Source organism: Achromobacter sp. FW305-C-28 (genome assembly GCF_058783235.1).
In genome coordinates this window covers 112,007-127,333 of record NZ_JBYSYL010000001.1, presented here as the reverse complement: position 1 = coordinate 127,333, position 15,327 = coordinate 112,007, and the positions used below count along the sequence as shown (strand labels likewise).

The window sequence follows — 15,327 nt, the reverse complement described above, 5'->3', positions numbered from 1 at the left end:
ACGGGAAACTAGCGGAAGAACCGGGGCCGGCGGAACGGGCGCGCGCGGGGCGGGCCTGGCCGGGGGTTCAGGGCTGCGGATTCCGTACGGACCGGGAGACTATCCGGCCAGTCGGCTCGCAAGGAGAGGACAGGTCAGACAGGCAAGCGGGCGCCACGCACGTGGCGCAATCGAGGCTCGGGGTCTATGGCACTGGGCATGGTCTCTCCTGGGGGGATAGGGGCGGATTCAGGCCGCCAGCGGTTGGGCGCCGAAATGCACGTGGCGCACGGCGGGGTTGGCGCTCAGCCGACGGGCTTGCGACATGAGTTCGCCGCGCAGTTCGGGCGGGCAATTGACGGTAATGCAGGCCGACGCCATGGCGGGGTCGGTGCCCTGGTCGATCTGCACCTGCGAAACGTCGAGTCCGGCGGCGCTGAAGTCCAGGCAGATCTGCTTGCGCAGGGCGCCCAGCTCGTCGCGCGGACAGATGACCGTCAGGCGCGAGGTGCCGCGGCGGCGGCCCAGGGCGGTGGCACGGTCTACGCCTGCGCGGCGCAGGAACAAGTCGAAGAAACGCATAACGACCTCCATTGCAAAATGGGGAGCGGTATCGCGGATACGCGCGCACACACGCACGGCGCTGGGCGGGCGGGCACGAAAAGGACGTGCACGAACGCTGGCGCTGCGACTAGCGGCGGTTCTGGCGGATGATGTTGGGGGAGAATCCCGGCAAGCCGTGGGCTTGCGCTGCCGCCCCGGATGCTGCCTGGGGCTTGGGATACAACCGCAACCTGTTCAACAGGCTGCGGCAGACGGAGTTCTGCGTGGACCTGTTAAACAGCGACGTCGATGCAAGATCGACTACTTTCGCCGGAATCGGTATTCACGAAGACTGCTCCTGAGATGGATAACAGCGGAATTTTACGCGGGTTTCCACTGATGGACAAGGTTTGGGGACAGAAAAGGCCCGCTTTGTGTGTAAAAGGACGCAGACCGCTTGCGGCCTGCATCCCTGCCCTGCATCAAGGCCCTGCCTCAGACGTAGAAATGCCAGCCCAGGTAGGCCGCGAACAAGGCGTAGAAACCGCCCACCGCGGACAGCGCCGGCACGCTCATGACCGACCGGCGGAACCGCAGCCACAAGAGACTGATGGACAGCATGGTGAACAGGCCGGCCGCCAACAGCGGGCCATCGAGCAGCCAGGGCGTCATGAAGATTCCCAGCGCGCTGGGAATGGTGGCCTGGATCATCATGGCCCCGGAAATATTGGCCAGCGCCAGGCGTTCCTTGCCCTGGCGCACCCAGATCAACGCGTTCATGATTTCGGGCAGCTCGGTAGCCACCGGGGCCAGCAGCAATGCCGCCACGTGCGGCGACGCGCCCATGGCCACGCCCAGCAATTCGATCTGGTTGACGAACACGTGCGAGGCGCCGGCGATCACGACCAACGCCAGGATAGTCTGGGTGGCCGCCCAGAACATCGACGGATTCTCATCGCGCGGGCGCAGCTTGAGCGGCTCCAGGTCTTCGCTATCGATGCATTCCTCGTCGTTGCTCAGTTCGCGCTTGATGTACAGGCCGTAGGTGGCCAGGAACAGGATGCCCAGCCAGGGCTTCCAGGCAAAGGCCAACAGGCCCAACCCGACCTTGAAGACGAAGATGCCCATGAACCAGGCCTGGTCGCGGGCCAGCCGGCGCTGGTCCGCGTTGATACAGTTGGCTTGCGCAGGTTGGCCGCGGCGGGCGCGCCACAGGGCGAAGCCGACGACGGCGTAGGCCAGGGTCGCCAGCACCAGCGGGCCGCCCATGGCGGCGCCGACGCCGATGTCTTTCTGTTCGGGGGTCTCGCCGAAGACCACGGCCATGAAGGTCACGGCGCTTTCGGGCAAGGCGGTGCCAAAGGCTGCCAGCACGGTGCCGGTGGCGGTGGCGCCCAGATGGAAGCGATGTCCGACCCATTCGACGCCATTGACGAAGAATTCGCAGGCGAAATAGATCACTGCCGCGGACAGGAAAAACAGGAAAAGGGTGAGCAACATATAGACGCAGCCGGACGAGCGGAAACCAATTGGCGCGACGCAACGGCTCGCCCGGCTAGGGTGAACGCTACGCGGCCAAAGGTCTCGCCTGGCTGATTCGTGTGCGGGCGGGCCGCGACACGAAGACCGTTAGCGCCATGGAGTTCTGGCAACCGCTACGCGGTACCGAACCACCAAGTCTGTTGACGCTAACTCCTTTGGGGACAAAGGATGGCTACTCCCCAATGACAGAGCCGCGATTGTAGCAGCGCCCGCATGACAGTCCAGTGAATCCGCCCGCTGCTGGCGAGACTGCGGCCGCACTGTCGCATCGGCGGCACGGCGAGTAAAGTAAATGGCATTCCAGCTTCCCGCCGGCGCCCTGCGCGCCCCGTTACCCATGAGCCTGCCTCCCGACGACATCGCCCCCTTCGCCGCCCGGCGCCAACGCCTGATGGAGCGGATGCGCGCGGACGGGGGCGGCATCGCCATCCTGGCCACCGCGCCCGAAGCCATTCGCAACCGCGACGCCGAATACCCGTATCGCCACGACAGCGACTTTTTCTACCTGACCGGCTTCACCGAACCCGGCGCCTGGCTGGTGCTGGTGGCCGGCGCCACCGACCGCGCCGTGCTGTTCTGCCGGCCGCGCCACATCGAACATGAAATCTGGGAAGGCCACCGGTTCGGCCCCGAGGCGGCGGCCGAGCATTTCGGGTTCGACGACGCCCAGCCGCTGGACGCCCTGGACGAACTGATGCCCAAGCTGCTGCTGGACCAGCCGACGCTGTACGCGCCGCTGGCCGGCGACAAGCGCACCGACGGCCGCCTGCACCGCTGGCTGGCCGCCGCGCGCGAGGCCAGCCGCGGCGGCCACGTGCCACCGCAGCGGCAACAGGACATCCGCCCCATCCTGGCCGAGATGCGGCTGATCAAGGACCCCTCGGAAATCGCCGCGATGCGCCGCGCGGCCAAGATTTCGGCCGGCGCCCACGCCCGCGCCATGCGCGTGGCGCGAACAGGGATGCGCGAATACGAACTGGAAGCGGAACTGCTGTATGAATTCCGCCGCCATGGCGCGCAGGCGGTGGCCTACAACAGCATCGTGGCCGCGGGCGCCAATGCCTGCGTGCTGCACTACCCTGCTGGCGAAGCCGTCCTGCGCGATGGCGACCTGGTGCTGATCGACGCCGGCTGCGAGGTCGACAGCTACGCCAGCGACATTACCCGCACCTTTCCCGTGAATGGCCGCTACAGCGGGCCGCAGCGCGCGCTGTACGACCTGACGGTGGCGGCACAAGAAGCCGCGGCGCAGGCGACGGCGCCCGGACGCGGCTGGAACGACGGCCACGACGCCGCGGTACGCGTGCTGGCGCAGGGCATGCTGGACCTGAAACTGCTGAAGGGCTCGCTGGATGGCGTGATCGAGTCCGGCGACTACAGCCGCTTCTACATGCACCGCACCGGTCACTGGCTGGGCCTGGACGTGCACGACGTGGGCGACTACCGCCAGCCGGGCTCGGGCCATGGCGCCGACCGCCCGTGGCGCACGCTGCAGGCCGGCATGATGCTGACGATCGAGCCGGGCATCTATGTGCGCCCGGCCGACGACGTGCCCGAGGCCTACTGGAATATCGGCATCCGCACCGAGGACGATGCGCTGGTGACGGACGAAGGCTGCGAATTGATCACGCGCGGCGTGCCGGTGCAGGCCAGCGAGATCGAGGCGCTGATGCGCGAATAGCGCCGGCCGAGGTGGCGGCGAAAGAGCGTCAGAGCGTCAGGCCATCCAGCCAGCCCATGGCCACCCAGACGTACACCACCACCATGGCGATGGCGAACATGGACACCGTCGCCCCGACCAGGCAGGCCAGGATGGCCACCAGCACCGGGCCCCAGCCCGTCTTGCTGGACGGCGGCAGGCCCGGGTTGTAGAGACGGTCGAATTTCTCGTCGGGCATCAGCGAAAACACCGCGCTTTCGATGAAACCGTCGATCATGGGAATGAACAGCACGAAGAAGGCGGGGTTGTCCCACCAGACCGGGTAGTAGCGGAACGCACAGAACAGGCTGACCAGCGCCACGGCCGTCACCAGCCAGGCGTGGCGGCGGCCCAGGTACCACCAGTGCGCCCCCAGCCAGCCGAACAGGCAGGCCAAGAGGCCGACGGCGACCTTGCCGCGCGGACGGCGGGCGATGGCGGCGGAAAGCGAAGAAGAAGCCTCGAGCTGCGTCATGTCGTTCAACCGGTAGAAAGGTCCCTGGCGCCAAGCCGCGCCGGCTGCCCCGGATTGTAGTGGACGGGTAAAATCCGGGCATGACTATCTCCGCCTTCGATATTGCGATTCTTGGCGCCGGCCCCGTGGGCCGCGTGCTGGCGCTGATGCTGGCGCGCGTGGCGCCGGACCCGGCCCGCATCGCGCTGCTGGCCGGTGCGTCGCCGGCGCCCGTCACGCCTGCCGCCGCCATCCCGGTGGCCGATCCCCGCGTGCTGGCCATGAACCACGGCAGCCGGGTGCTGCTGGAATCCCTGGACGCCTGGCCCGCGAAGGCGGCGGACATCCTCAATATCCATGTGTCGCAGCGCGGCAGACTGGGCCGCAGCGTCATCCAGCACACCGATTTCGATGTGCCCCAGCTGGGCTGCGTGGTCGCGTATGCGGCGCTGCACGCCAAGCTGGAAGCGCGCGTGGCCGCCAGCGGCGTGACGCTGCTGGCCGGCCCCCCCGCCCAGATCGACGGCCAGGACGGCGACGGGGTACGCATCAGCCAGGGCGACACCGCACTCAGTTGCCGCATCGCCGTGCAATCCGACGGCGCCGGCGCCAGCGACCTGCGGCGCGACTACGGCCAGCACGCCCTGCTGACCACCGTCCACGCCGCCCTGCCGCGCCGCGGCTGGGCCTGGGAACGCTTTACCGCCGAAGGCCCGCTGGCGCTGCTGCCGCACCCGCAACTGCCCGACGCCTATTCCGTGGTCTGGTGCAGCGCGCCCGAGCGCGCCGCCGAACTGGCCGCGCTGGACAACGCCGCCTTTTCGCAGGCGCTGTCCACAGCCTTCGGCGACCGCCTGGGCCGGCTGTCGTGCCAAGCGCCGCGCCATGTCTTCCCGCTGGCGCTCAGCGCCCGCCGCGCGCTGGTGCAAGGCCGGGTGGCGGCCATCGGCAACGCGGCGCAGACGCTGCATCCGGTGGCCGGCCAGGGCCTGAACCTGGGCCTGCGCGATGCCGCCAGACTGGCCCAGGCCCTGGGCGGCTGGCTGGCCCAGCCCAACGCCAGCCCCACCGCCGCGCTGGCCGATTTCGGCCGCGCACGCCAATTCGACCGCATCGTGACCGCCGGCCTGACCGACCTGATGCCGCGCATCTTCGCCACCGGCCTGGCGCCGGTCGAGCACGCCTGTGGCCTGGCCTTGCTGGGCCTGGACCTGGCCGCGCCGCTGCGGGCGCCGCTGGCGCAGCACCTGCTGACGGGTTTCCGCGCCTGATCGCCCCTGTTTTTCGTCCACTTGTTACCAAACTGTTGCAGGACGGAAAAGAGGGTTCGATCGAGCCGGTTAAAATGTGACCATGCGCATAGGCCCGTGGACCCTTCCCAACAACGTTCTTGTCGCGCCCATGGCGGGCGTGACGGACCGTCCTTTCCGACAGCTCTGCAAGAAATTGGGGGCGGGTTATGCCGTGTCGGAAATGGCCGCCAGCAACCCCAAGCTGTGGGATAGCGTCAAGACCTCGCGCCGCCTGAACCACGACGGCGAAATCGCCCCGGTGTCGGTGCAGATCGCCGGCGCCGATCCGGCCATGATGGCCGAGGCGGCGGCGTTCAACGCCAACAAGGGCGCGCGCATCATCGACATCAACATGGGTTGCCCGGTGAAAAAGGTCTGCAACGTGGCGTCGGGCTCGGCCCTGCTGCGCCACGAAGACCTGATCGCCCGCATCCTGGACGCCGTGGTCGAGGCCTGCGCCCCGCTGGGCGTGCCGGTCACCCTGAAGACCCGCACCGGCTGGGATCGCGACAGCCGCAATGCCCTGCGCGTGGCCCGCATGGCCGAAAACGCCGGCATCGCCGCCCTGACACTGCACGGACGAACGCGCGCCGACCTCTATACGGGAGAGGCGGAATATGACACTATCCGCGCCGTCCGCGCCGAGCTGAAGATTCCGTTGATCGCCAACGGCGACATCGACTCGCCGGAAAAAGCCAGGCGCGTCCTGGATTACACTGGCGCCGACGCGGTCATGATCGGCCGGGCGGCCCAAGGCCGTCCCTGGATCTTCCGCGAAGTCGACCACTACCTGCGCACGGGCGAAACACTGGCCCCTCCCAGCTATGGGGAAATGCGCGAATTGCTGCTCGAACATCTCGACGACCACTACCGCTTCTATGGCGAACACACCGGCGTACGCACGGCGCGCAAGCACATAGGATGGTATCTGGACGGCCTGCCGGATGCGGACTCGTTCCGCGACCGCATGAACCTCATCGACAACACCCGCGACCAGTGGCGGGCGGTGTCGGACTGGTTCCTCACTATTTCTCGCGACGGCAACAACCCGGCGCCTGTCGCGAAAGCCCTGCTGGCGGCATAACCGCCTCAACACCAACATAAAAATATCTGTACTCAAATGAGCAAGAAAGATGTCCTGGAAGAATGCGTGCGCGCCAGCCTGGAGCGCTATTTCGAAGACTTGGGTGAATCCGAGCCCCACGATATGTGGGACATGGTGATGCGCTGCGTGGAGCGCCCGGTGCTTGAAGTGGCGTTGGAACGGTCGGGCGGCAACCAGTCGCGGGCATCCGAAATGCTGGGCATCACGCGCAACACCCTGCGCAAGAAGCTCTTGGCTCACAACATCCACGTTTAGCATCATGAAAATCGAAACCGCCCTGCTTTCGGTGTCCGACAAGACCGGCATCGTTGAATTTGCCCGCGCGCTGGCCGCGCGTGGCGTGCGCCTGCTGTCGACCGGCGGCACCGCCAAGCTGCTGGCCGAGTCCGGCCTGACCGTCACCGAAGTGGCCGCCCACACCGGCTCGCCCGAGATCCTGGACGGCCGCGTCAAGACGCTGCACCCGAAGATTCACGGCGGCCTCTTGGCTCGCCGCGACAGCGCCGAGCACATGGACACCATCAAGGCGGCGGGCATCGATCGCATCGACATGCTGGTGGTGAATCTGTATCCGTTCCGCGAAACGGTGGCCAAGCCGGACTGCACGTTTGCCGACGCGGTCGAGAACATCGACATCGGCGGCCCGGCAATGCTGCGCGCCGCCGCCAAGAACCACGGCACCGAAGCCGGTGGGGTGACGGTTGTGATCGACCCGGTGGACTATTCGCGCGTGCTGTCCGAAATGGACAACGGCGGCGCCACCTCGTACGGCCTGCGCCTGGCGCTGGCCGCCAAGGTCTACGCCCACACCGCGGCCTATGACGGCGCCATCGCCGCCTACCTGACCAGCCTGACCGAAGCCGAGCCCGCGCAGGACGCCGTGCCTGCCCGCCAGGAATGGCCGGGCACGCTGACCCTGCAGGTCAAGCAGGAACAGGCGCTGCGCTATGGCGAGAACCCCCACCAGACCGCCGCGTTCTACGTTGACGCGCAGCGTTCGGCCGGGCTCCTGGGCAACTACCGCCAGCTGCAAGGCAAGGAACTCTCGTACAACAACATCGCCGACGCCGATGCCGCCTGGGAATGCGCGCGCAGCTTCGAAGCGCCCGCCTGCGTCATCGTCAAGCACGCCAACCCCTGCGGCGTGGCCGTGGCGGCCAACACGCTGGGCGCGTACCAGCAGGCCTTCAAGACCGACCCGACGTCGGCCTTCGGCGGCATCATCGCCTTCAACCGTCCGGTGGACGCCGCCACGGCCGAAGCCGTCAGCGCGCAGTTCCTGGAAGTGCTGCTGGCGCCGGCCTATGACGGCGCCGCGCTGGCCATCCTGGCCGCCAAGAAGAATGTGCGCGTGCTGGAAGTGCCGATGGGCACGGGCCAGAACGCCTTCGACGTCAAGCGCGTCGGCGGCGGCTGGCTGGTGCAAAGCCCGGACGCCTACAACGTGCCGCGCGAAGCGCTGAAGGTGGTGTCCAAGCGCCAGCCGACCGAACAGGAAATGAACGACCTGGCATTCGCCTGGAAGGTCGCCAAGTACGTCAAGTCCAACGCCATCGTGTTCGTGGGCGGCGGCATGACCCTGGGCGTGGGCGCCGGCCAGATGAGCCGCATCGACTCGGCCCGCATCGCCTCGATCAAGGCGGAAAACGCCGGCCTGACCCTGAAGGGCTCGGCCGTGGCGTCGGACGCGTTCTTCCCGTTCCGCGACGGCCTGGACGTGGTGGTGGCGGCAGGCGCGACCTGCGTGATCCAGCCCGGCGGCAGCATGCGCGACGATGAAGTCATCGCCGCGGCCGACGAGCACGGCATCGCCATGGTGCTGACCGGTACCCGCCACTTCCGCCACTGATGCGCGTCCTCGGCATCGATCCCGGCCTGCGCCGCACCGGCTTCGGTGTGATCGATGCCGACGGCTCGCGGCTGCGCTATGTGGCCAGCGGGACCATCGTGGTCCCGCCGGCGCTGACGCTGTCCGAACGCCTGAAGGTCATCCTGGACAACCTGCGCCAGGTGGCCCGCGACACGCAACCGGACGTGGCCGCGCTGGAAATCGTCTTCCTGAACACCAACCCCGCCTCGACCCTGCTGCTGGGCCAGGCCCGCGGCGCGGCGCTGTGCGCGCTGGCCGACAGCTCGCTGGCGGTGCACGAGTACACCGCGCTGCAGATCAAGAAGGCGGTGGTGGGCACCGGGCGCGCAGCCAAGGAACAGGTGCAGATGATGGTGCAGCACCTGCTGGCGCTGGACGGCACCCCCGCCGCCGACTCGGCCGATGCGCTGGCCTGCGCCATCTGCCACGCCCACGTGGGACCGCTGCAAGACAAGCTCGAACGCCTGGGGACCAGCCTGCGCATGAGCGGCAAGACCCGCATCCGCAACGGCCGCCTGATCGGCTGAGCCCGCCCCGGCGCCCACGCGCCGTACGGACCCGTATAGAATCCCGGCATTCGCCGCGGCTTTCGCGGCCCCTCTTCTGCCAGGCCATCGCCCCATGATCGGACGCATTACCGGAACCCTGATCGAAAAACTGCCGCCCACCGTCTGTGTGGACGTCAACGGTCTGGGCTATGACATCGACGTGCCCATGAGCACGCTGTACTCGCTGCCGGAAACCGGCGCGCGCGTCACGCTGTACACGCACCTGACGGTGCGCGAAGACGCCCACATCCTCTACGGCTTCGCCACGGCCGGCGAACGCAGCGCCTTCCGCGAGCTGATCAAGGTCAGCGGCATCGGCGCGCGCACCGCGCTGTCGGTGCTGTCGGGCCTGTCGGTGGCCGACTTGGCCCAGGCCATTACCTTGCAGGAATCGGGCCGCCTGACCCGCGTGCCGGGCATCGGCAAGAAAACCGCCGAACGCCTGCTGCTGGAAATGCGCGGCAAGCTGGGCGCGGACATCGGCGCCGCCTCGCACGCCACGCCGGACAATCAGTCCGACATTCTGAACGCGCTGTTGGCGCTGGGGTATTCCGAGAAAGAATCGCTGGCCGCCCTGAAGACGCTGCCCGAAGGCGTGGGCGTGTCGGACGGTATCAAGCAGGCCTTGAAGTCGCTGGTGCGCTGAACGGCGTCAAGCGGGCCGCGCGGCCCGCTAACGCACGGGCGCCAGGTAACCCGGCGCCACCGCTTCCAGGCCGGTCGGCACCACGTTCAGTTCAGGGGCGATCGGCCCCAGGCAGATATTGTCGCGGCGCAGGGAATCCAGGTTGTCGCGCGACATCAGCGGCCTGCCGGGCAGGCATTCGAACAGCATCGCCTGCAAACGCCCCACGCCCATCGGCACCCCGATCACCGGGCGCGGATGGCCGCCCCAGGCCGCGCACAGGCGAGCGATCTCGCCCATCGTATAGACCTGGGGGCCGCCCAGTTCATAGGCCTTGCCACAGGTGTGCGTGTCGCCCAGCGCGGTGACCATGGCCGACACCACGTCGCCCACGTACACCGGCTGCATGCGCGCCTGCGCACCGGCCAGCGGCAGCACCGGCAGCCAGCGCGCCAGCCGCGCGAACATATTGGTGAAATTGTCGTCGGGTCCGAACACCACGGACGGGCGGAATATCGTCCAGCCGCCCTCGCGCCAGTCGGCCAGTTCTTTCTGGATGGCGGCCTCGCCGTCGCCCTTGGAGCGCTGATACATGCTGGCGCCGGCGGAATCGGCGCCCAGGGCGCTGACATGCAACAGGCGGCGCACGCCCTGGCGGCGGCAGGCCCGCGCGATGCGTTGGGGCAGGTGCACGTGCGCCTGGGCGAAATCCGACCCGTACGGACGGCCGGATTTGCCGTGCAGGATGCCCACCAGGTTCACCACCGCGTCACAGCCGCGCGTCAGGTCGTCGAGCGCGGCATCGTCGTGCATGTCGCGGTCAAGCAAGGTGACGGTCGGTAGAAGCTGGAGGTCTCGCCCCTGGCCGTAGCGGCGGGTGGGCACCAGGATCTGGTGCTGCGCGCCGGACAGCCGGGCGATGAGGTGACGGCCGATGAAGCCGGTGCCGCCGATGACAAGGATACGCATGGAGCAGCCCCTGTTCTTCAGGATTCAAGCCCGATTCTGCCCTGCACGGGCGTTGGCCGCAAGCACGCAGGCGGCCATGCCGGGGCGATCAGGCGCCCCGGCGCCGCGGGCAGGCTCAGCCCGCCAGCAACTTGCCGTAGGCCGGAAGGTCGACGTTGCCGCCGCTGATGATGACGCCGACGCGCGCACCGCGCACCGGCACCACGTTCTGCAGCACCGCCGCGGCCGCCAGGCAGCCCGTGGGCTCGACCACCATCTTCATGCGCTCGGCGAAGAATTTCATGGTGGTCACCAACTGGTCGTCCGTGACGGTCACGATATCGCGCACGTACTTCTGGATGAGGGGGAAGGTCAGGTGGCCCAGGTGGGTGGTGGCGGCGCCGTCGGCCAGCGTCTTGGGCGCCGGGATGCGGACGATCTCACCTTTGCGCAGCGATTGCTGGCCATCGTTGCCGGCTTCGGGCTCGACGCCGTAGACCAGGCAGCGCGGGCTGAGCGCGAACGCCGACAAGGCCGAGCCGGACAGCAGGCCACCGCCGCCCAGGCAGACGAACAGGTAGTCCAATTCGCCGACTTCCTCGAACAGTTCCTTGGCGGCCGTGCCCTGGCCGGCGATGACGTCTTCGTGGTCGTAGGGCGGGATCAGCGTGGCGCCGGTCTCGGCCTGGATGCGGCGGGCGATGTCTTCGCGGTCTTCGGTGTAGCGGTCATAAGTGACGATATGGCCGCCGTAGCCTTCGGTGGCGGCGCGCTTGGCCGCGGGGGCGTCCAGCGGCATGATGATCGTGGCCTTGACGCCCTGCAGCTTGGAAGCCAGCGCAATCGCCTGCGCGTGGTTGCCCGACGAGAACGTGACCACGCCAGCGGCGCGCTGTTCGGGTGTCAGGCGCGCGATGGCGTTGAAGCCGCCCCGGAACTTGAACGCCCCCATGCGCTGAAAATTCTCGCACTTGAAGAACAGCGAGGCGCCGGCGATGGCGTCGGCCGTGGTCGAGGTGAGCACGGGGGTGCGGTGCGCATTGCCGGCCAGGCGTTCGCTGGCGCGGACGACATCGTCGAAAGAGGGCAGTTCGGGCAGCATGGAAACGGTCCTTTGATCGCGGAGAGAGTCGAAATCGAAACCCTCGGATCATAAACCCGCGGCGGCATTCGCGCCGCCGCCCCTGCCCGCCCGCTTACTTGCCGAACAGCTCGCCGCTGCCGCTGGCCGCGCCAGCCGGCGGGGTCAGGCCCAGGTGGCGCCAGGTGGTCAGCGTGGCGGTGCGGCCGCGCGGCGTGCGTTGCAGGTAACCATGCTGGATCAGGTAGGGCTCGATCACGTCTTCGATCGTGTCGCGCTCTTCGCCGATGGCGGCGGCCAGGCTGTCCACGCCGACGGGGCCGCCGTCGAATTTGTGGATGATGGCTTCGAGCAGCTTGCGGTCCATCAGGTCCAGGCCTTGCGGGTCGACTTCGAGCATGGCCAGCGCGCGGCCGGCGACGTCGGCGTCGATGGTGCCGCTGGCCTTGACCTCGGCGTAGTCGCGCACACGGCGCAACAACCGGTTGGCGATACGCGGCGTGCCACGGGCGCGGCGTGCGACTTCGGCGGCCCCGTCGGGCGTGATGCCCGCGTTGAGCAGGCCGGCACTGCGGGTCACGATGTGGCCCAGGTCGGTGGCGTTGTAGAACTCGAGCCGCGAGACGATGCCAAAGCGGTCACGCAGCGGATTGGTCAGCATGCCGGCGCGGGTGGTGGCGCCGACCAGCGTGAAGGGTTGCAGGTCCAGCTTGACGCTGCGCGCGGCCGGGCCTTCGCCGATCAAGATGTCGATCTGGAAATCTTCCAGCGCGGGGTAGAGGATTTCCTCGACCACGGGCGACAGGCGGTGGATTTCGTCGATGAACAGGACGTCGTTCTTTTCCAGGTTGGTCAGGAGCGCGGCCAGGTCGCCCGGGCGTTCGAGCACGGGGCCGGACGTCTGGCGCAGCTGCACGCCCATTTCATGCGCAATGATGTGAGCCAGCGTCGTCTTGCCCAGGCCGGGCGGGCCGAACAGCAGCACGTGGTCCAGGGCTTCGCCGCGCTTGCGGGCGGCGGCAATGAAGATTTCGAGCTGTTCGCGGGCGCGCTGCTGGCCGACGTACTCTTGCAGCGCCTTGGGCCGCAGGGCGCGCTCGATCGATTCCTCGTTGGGCGACACCGGTTGGGGCGCCACGATGCGGGGAGCGTCGGGTCGGGAAGAGAGCGAATCGGACTGGATGGCCATGGTGCGGAAAAACGGGATGCGAAGCAGGATGCTGCATCGTACCGTAATGGCCGCGCGCGGGACCGGCCTGTCTCGAAAACAGGGCCGTCCCCCGCGGCCGGCCCTAGACCCCTTCGGCCACCGGCAGCTTGACCCGTACGCACAGCCCGCCGGATTCGGCCTGCAGCAGCTCGAGCGAACCGCCGTGGGCGCGGGCGATAGCCTCGGCCAGGGCCAGGCCCAGGCCGACGCTGCCGGTGCGGGTACGGGCGTCGTCCAGCCGGCTGAAGGGCCGCAGCGCCTCCAGGCGGCGTTCGGGCACGATGCCGGGGCCGTGGTCGGTCACATCCAGCACCGCGAACGCGTCCTCGCGCCGCAGGCTGATGTCCACGGGCGGTGCGCCGTGGTTCAGGGCATTGCCGATCAGGTTGTCCAGCAGGCGGCCCAGCGCCACGGCATCGCCCTGTACCACCAGCGCGGCGTCGTCGCCCGTGGTCTTGAGGTGGATGTCGGTGCCGGCGCCCTGCCAGGCGTTGACGCGTTCGGTCAGCCAGTCGGGCAGCACCATCGAGGCGTAGCGGTAGGCCGCGGGGTCGGTGCCGCGCACGAAGCCGATGAACTGGTCGACCATGTGCTGCATGTCCTGCAGGTCGGTGCGCAGCCCTTCCTTCAGCGAAGAATCGTCGGCCAGTTCGATGCGCAGCCACATGCGCGACAGCGGCCCCTTCAGGTCGTGCGGCAAGCCTGATAGCAGCGTGCGCCGCACCGAGTCGGACTCAGCCAGCGCGTCGAGCATGGCGTTGAAACGCTCGCCCAGCACCCGGGTTTCGTGCGGGCCGGAGGGTTCCACCCGCTGCGGCTGGCCAGCGGCCAGGCGGTCGGCGGCATCGGCCAGGCGGGTGATGGGCCGGGTGATGTGCCACGAAAAGCCCACCGCCAGCAACAGCAACAGGCCCAGCCCGCCCAGCCAGGCGGCGATGAAGGGCGTGGCCACCGGCGGGTCCAGGCGGTCCAGCGGGATGACCAGCCATTCGCGCAGGCGCGGCGCGTCTTCGCTGGCCGGGTTGGGCGCCAGCGAAATGAAGATTTCCGGCGTGGGGCCACGCGACAGCGCCACCCGGGTGCCGTCGTTCAGGCGTTCGTTCAACTGCTGCACCAGCGCCCGCAGGTCACGGCGCACGTCGTCGGGCTCGGGCTTGTAGCGGCGCACGTGCTCTTCGCGTTCACGCTCGCGTTCGCGTTCGCGCTGTTCGTGGCCGTTTTCGACCTCGCGTTCGTCGACCCGCATGTCGGGCGGGGGCGGCGGCCCCTGGAACTGGGTGGACGACGATGGCGGCGGCGGCGGGGGACGTTGCGACGAATGGGGCGGCGGCCGGCGGCCGTTGAAGCGTTGCAGCTTGGCTTCGGCGGGCAATACCCGGGACCACAGGCGCCACTGGTTCTGCGAGGCGGCGCGCACGAAATCAGCGCGGTCTTCGGCGGGCACCTGCGACACGGCGGCGCGCAGGGTGCGGATGGTGGTGGTGATGTAGCCGATAGCCACATCTTCCATGAACTTGTGGCGGAAGTAGGACACCGTGACCAGCGTGGCCGCCTGCGTCAGCAGCACGGACCCGAGGATCAGCAGGATCAGCCGCGCGCGCAGCGACCGCGGCACCAGGAAACCGGGAGACAGGCGCATCAGGGCGAGAACCGGTAACCGATGCCCCAGACGGTCTGGATCCAGCGGGGTTGCTTGGGATCTTCTTCGATGACGCGGCGCAGGCGCAGGATCGCGATATCGATGGCGCGGTCGTTGCGTTCGCCCGCGTCGTCGTCGCGGGCCAGCGCCAGCAGGCGTTCACGCGACAGCGGCTTGCCGGCGTTGCGCACCAGGGCTTCGAGCAGGTTGATTTCGCCGCCGGTGAGCTTGACCACGGTGCCCTCGCGCGACAACTGGCGGGTGGAGGGATCGAACAGGAACGGGCCGAACGACACGGGCGCGTCCTTGGTCAGGGCCGACGGACCGCGCTTGCGCCGCAGCACGGCTTCGATGCGGGCCAGCAGCTCGCGCGGATCGAAAGGCTTGCCGACGTAGTCGTCGGCGCCGGCTTCCAGGCCGATGATGCGGTCGACGGCTTCATCGCGGGCGGTCAAGAGGATGACGGGGATGTCTTCGCCCTGTTCGCGCAGGCGGCGACAGGCGTCGGCACCATCGCCGCCGGGCAGCATGCGGTCCAGCACCAGCAGGTCAGGGGCATAGCGGGTGATACGCGACGGCAGGTCGCTGGCGTCGGGCGCCAAAAGGGTGTCGTAGCCGTGACGATTCAGGTAGTCGGCCAGCAACTGACGCAGGGCCGGATCGTCGTCGACGACCAGCAGCTTGGTGTGGTGAGTGTCCATGGTTGCCATAGTGGAGCCGTACGCGCCCCGGGGCAAGGGGCAAGAAATCATCTGAAATATACCTGTTGCACGATGTTTGCCGGCGTTGGCG

General features: G+C 68.3%; 15 protein-coding genes and 1 riboswitch. Of the genes, 7 read left to right on the top strand and 8 right to left on the bottom strand.

Features of this window, described 5'->3' with window-relative positions; translation table 11 throughout:
- Positions 1 to 228: 228 nt before the first annotated feature.
- A complete protein-coding gene (locus AC3WMR_RS00565; protein WP_445658272.1) occupies positions 229 to 561 on the bottom strand; it encodes a hypothetical protein in 333 nt (110 codons plus the stop codon).
- Positions 562 to 1,017: 456 nt separating this feature from the next.
- Entirely contained in the window at positions 1,018 to 2,022 is a 1,005-nt protein-coding gene (locus AC3WMR_RS00560) for a sodium:calcium antiporter (RefSeq protein WP_492262253.1), read from the bottom strand.
- A gap of 79 nt (positions 2,023 to 2,101) precedes the next feature.
- Positions 2,102 to 2,264, bottom strand: a riboswitch (yybP-ykoY riboswitch).
- A 137-nt stretch (positions 2,265 to 2,401) separates the two neighbouring features.
- On the opposite strand from AC3WMR_RS00560, the gene AC3WMR_RS00555 reads away from it, so the two are divergent.
- Positions 2,402 to 3,745 carry an aminopeptidase P N-terminal domain-containing protein gene (locus tag AC3WMR_RS00555; protein ID WP_492262854.1) on the top strand — a complete coding sequence of 448 codons (1,344 nt, stop codon included), beginning with the start codon at positions 2,402 to 2,404 and terminating at the stop codon, positions 3,743 to 3,745.
- A 28-nt stretch (positions 3,746 to 3,773) separates the two neighbouring features.
- Here AC3WMR_RS00555 and AC3WMR_RS00550 read toward each other — a convergent pair whose 3' ends face one another.
- The gene (locus AC3WMR_RS00550; RefSeq protein WP_025136824.1) at positions 3,774 to 4,238 is read right to left on the bottom strand and encodes a TM2 domain-containing protein; all 465 of its coding nucleotides are present in this window, start codon (positions 4,236 to 4,238) and stop codon (positions 3,774 to 3,776) included.
- Between the two features lie 80 nt (positions 4,239 to 4,318).
- On the opposite strand from AC3WMR_RS00550, the gene AC3WMR_RS00545 reads away from it, so the two are divergent.
- The 6 genes from AC3WMR_RS00545 to ruvA all read left to right on the top strand — a co-directional run bounded on the left by AC3WMR_RS00545 (position 4,319) and on the right by ruvA (position 9,678).
- The gene (locus AC3WMR_RS00545; protein WP_492262252.1) at positions 4,319 to 5,488 is read left to right on the top strand and encodes a UbiH/UbiF/VisC/COQ6 family ubiquinone biosynthesis hydroxylase; all 1,170 of its coding nucleotides are present in this window, start codon (positions 4,319 to 4,321) and stop codon (positions 5,486 to 5,488) included.
- An 82-nt stretch (positions 5,489 to 5,570) separates the two neighbouring features.
- Positions 5,571 to 6,593, top strand: a complete 1,023-nt coding sequence (gene dusB / locus AC3WMR_RS00540) for a tRNA dihydrouridine synthase DusB (RefSeq protein WP_042884647.1) — start codon at positions 5,571 to 5,573, stop codon at positions 6,591 to 6,593.
- A gap of 36 nt (positions 6,594 to 6,629) precedes the next feature.
- Positions 6,630 to 6,869: a helix-turn-helix domain-containing protein gene (locus tag AC3WMR_RS00535; RefSeq protein ID WP_492262251.1), complete on the top strand. Its 240-nt coding sequence runs from the start codon at positions 6,630 to 6,632 to the stop codon at positions 6,867 to 6,869.
- Positions 6,870 to 6,873: 4 nt separating this feature from the next.
- Positions 6,874 to 8,463 (top strand): bifunctional phosphoribosylaminoimidazolecarboxamide formyltransferase/IMP cyclohydrolase, encoded by a 1,590-nt coding sequence (gene purH / locus AC3WMR_RS00530; protein ID WP_492262250.1) that lies wholly within the window; start codon positions 6,874 to 6,876, stop codon positions 8,461 to 8,463.
- A complete protein-coding gene (gene ruvC, locus AC3WMR_RS00525; RefSeq protein WP_492262249.1) occupies positions 8,463 to 9,011 on the top strand; it encodes a crossover junction endodeoxyribonuclease RuvC in 549 nt (182 codons plus the stop codon). The genes purH and ruvC overlap by 1 nt, the downstream gene beginning before the upstream one ends.
- Before the next feature lie 94 nt (positions 9,012 to 9,105).
- Positions 9,106 to 9,678 (top strand): Holliday junction branch migration protein RuvA, encoded by a 573-nt coding sequence (gene ruvA, locus AC3WMR_RS00520; RefSeq protein ID WP_025136819.1) that lies wholly within the window; start codon positions 9,106 to 9,108, stop codon positions 9,676 to 9,678.
- A 27-nt stretch (positions 9,679 to 9,705) separates the two neighbouring features.
- On the opposite strand, the gene AC3WMR_RS00515 is transcribed toward ruvA, so the two are convergent.
- The 5 genes from AC3WMR_RS00515 to AC3WMR_RS00495 all read right to left on the bottom strand — a co-directional run bounded on the left by AC3WMR_RS00515 (position 9,706) and on the right by AC3WMR_RS00495 (position 15,236).
- Positions 9,706 to 10,626, bottom strand: coding sequence for a complex I NDUFA9 subunit family protein (locus AC3WMR_RS00515; RefSeq protein WP_492262248.1), 921 nt, complete (start codon positions 10,624 to 10,626; stop codon positions 9,706 to 9,708).
- Positions 10,627 to 10,741: 115 nt separating this feature from the next.
- Positions 10,742 to 11,707 carry a threo-3-hydroxy-L-aspartate ammonia-lyase gene (locus tag AC3WMR_RS00510; protein WP_025136817.1) on the bottom strand — a complete coding sequence of 322 codons (966 nt, stop codon included), beginning with the start codon at positions 11,705 to 11,707 and terminating at the stop codon, positions 10,742 to 10,744.
- Between the two features lie 94 nt (positions 11,708 to 11,801).
- Positions 11,802 to 12,875: a Holliday junction branch migration DNA helicase RuvB gene (gene ruvB, locus AC3WMR_RS00505; protein ID WP_025136816.1), complete on the bottom strand. Its 1,074-nt coding sequence runs from the start codon at positions 12,873 to 12,875 to the stop codon at positions 11,802 to 11,804.
- A gap of 103 nt (positions 12,876 to 12,978) precedes the next feature.
- The gene (locus tag AC3WMR_RS00500) at positions 12,979 to 14,535 is read right to left on the bottom strand and encodes a sensor histidine kinase (RefSeq protein WP_492262247.1); all 1,557 of its coding nucleotides are present in this window, start codon (positions 14,533 to 14,535) and stop codon (positions 12,979 to 12,981) included.
- Entirely contained in the window at positions 14,535 to 15,236 is a 702-nt protein-coding gene (locus AC3WMR_RS00495) for a response regulator (RefSeq protein WP_492262246.1), read from the bottom strand. Before AC3WMR_RS00495 ends, AC3WMR_RS00500 begins: the two co-directional genes overlap by 1 nt.
- Positions 15,237 to 15,327 lie beyond the last annotated feature (91 nt).

What these genes read in the sequence shown, in the direction of transcription:
- AC3WMR_RS00565 (WP_445658272.1), bottom strand. Translation starts at nt 561, where the DNA reads ATGCGTTTCTTCGACTTGTTCCTGCGCCGCGCAGGCGTAGACCGTGCC.
- AC3WMR_RS00560 (WP_492262253.1), bottom strand. Translation starts at nt 2,022, where the DNA reads ATGTTGCTCACCCTTTTCCTGTTTTTCCTGTCCGCGGCAGTGATCTAT.
- AC3WMR_RS00555 (WP_492262854.1), top strand. Translation starts at nt 2,402, where the DNA reads ATGAGCCTGCCTCCCGACGACATCGCCCCCTTCGCCGCCCGGCGCCAA.
- AC3WMR_RS00550 (WP_025136824.1), bottom strand. Translation starts at nt 4,238, where the DNA reads ATGACGCAGCTCGAGGCTTCTTCTTCGCTTTCCGCCGCCATCGCCCGC.
- AC3WMR_RS00545 (WP_492262252.1), top strand. Translation starts at nt 4,319, where the DNA reads ATGACTATCTCCGCCTTCGATATTGCGATTCTTGGCGCCGGCCCCGTG.
- dusB (WP_042884647.1), top strand. Translation starts at nt 5,571, where the DNA reads ATGCGCATAGGCCCGTGGACCCTTCCCAACAACGTTCTTGTCGCGCCC.
- AC3WMR_RS00535 (WP_492262251.1), top strand. Translation starts at nt 6,630, where the DNA reads ATGAGCAAGAAAGATGTCCTGGAAGAATGCGTGCGCGCCAGCCTGGAG.
- purH (WP_492262250.1), top strand. Translation starts at nt 6,874, where the DNA reads ATGAAAATCGAAACCGCCCTGCTTTCGGTGTCCGACAAGACCGGCATC.
- ruvC (WP_492262249.1), top strand. Translation starts at nt 8,463, where the DNA reads ATGCGCGTCCTCGGCATCGATCCCGGCCTGCGCCGCACCGGCTTCGGT.
- ruvA (WP_025136819.1), top strand. Translation starts at nt 9,106, where the DNA reads ATGATCGGACGCATTACCGGAACCCTGATCGAAAAACTGCCGCCCACC.
- AC3WMR_RS00515 (WP_492262248.1), bottom strand. Translation starts at nt 10,626, where the DNA reads ATGCGTATCCTTGTCATCGGCGGCACCGGCTTCATCGGCCGTCACCTC.
- AC3WMR_RS00510 (WP_025136817.1), bottom strand. Translation starts at nt 11,707, where the DNA reads ATGCTGCCCGAACTGCCCTCTTTCGACGATGTCGTCCGCGCCAGCGAA.
- ruvB (WP_025136816.1), bottom strand. Translation starts at nt 12,875, where the DNA reads ATGGCCATCCAGTCCGATTCGCTCTCTTCCCGACCCGACGCTCCCCGC.
- AC3WMR_RS00500 (WP_492262247.1), bottom strand. Translation starts at nt 14,535, where the DNA reads ATGCGCCTGTCTCCCGGTTTCCTGGTGCCGCGGTCGCTGCGCGCGCGG.
- AC3WMR_RS00495 (WP_492262246.1), bottom strand. Translation starts at nt 15,236, where the DNA reads ATGGACACTCACCACACCAAGCTGCTGGTCGTCGACGACGATCCGGCC.